Consider the following 581-nt stretch of genomic DNA (forward strand, 5'->3'; position numbering starts at 1 on the left):
CGGCGGTATTGGCGTAGAGCGTGTCACCGCGCTCGGCCGGCAATTCCTGTGAATGCAGCAGCGCGCCCAGGCTGGGCTTGGGCATGTAGGACAGGTCCGAATGCCAGTCGGCGCCGGCATCGACCAGACCGATCGGTTTGCCGTTCTCGACCACGTTGGAGACGATCAGGATTTCCGGGTGGCCAGCGAGGTGGAAGCGATTGAGCACATGCACCTGCAAAGGGCCGAAGCGGCGGCTGAAGTCGATGTGCTGCTGCGGCGTGATGCGCTGGTCGCGGAAGACCAGCACCCCGTGATTGACCAGGGCGCTGCGGATGCGGGCCAGCTCTTGAGCAGAAATCGGCAGGTTCAGGTCCAGCCCGATGCAGCAGCGCATCCTGACGCTCATAGATGCGAATGCCCGCCTCCAGCAGTTCGGCATAGAAGGAGCGCGAGGCATACAGCACCAGCGAGGAGTCGCTGTGGGACGGCAGGATCAGGCGCACATCCACGCCCCGTCTGGCCGCGGCCTTGAGTGCATCGCGCAGTTGCGGGTCGGGCACGAAGTAGGCATTGGTGAGATAGATCGTACTTTCGGCATG

The 581-nt window shown here is 63.7% G+C and carries 1 protein-coding gene and 1 pseudogene; both read right to left on the minus strand.

Going from position 1 to position 581, the window contains the following annotated elements; translation table 11 throughout:
- A partial coding sequence (locus tag I5W_RS26430; protein WP_252717242.1) for a TauD/TfdA dioxygenase family protein occupies nucleotides 1-376 on the minus strand: 376 nt, incomplete at its 3' end.
- Nucleotides 363-581, minus strand: a pseudogene (locus I5W_RS30610) (phospholipase D-like domain-containing protein); the annotation flags it as partial. The gene I5W_RS26430 and the pseudogene I5W_RS30610, both read right to left, overlap by 14 nt.

It is taken from the genome of Herbaspirillum sp. B65 (genome assembly GCF_000333555.1).
GTDB lineage: Bacteria > Pseudomonadota > Gammaproteobacteria > Burkholderiales > Burkholderiaceae_D > Herbaspirillum > Herbaspirillum rubrisubalbicans.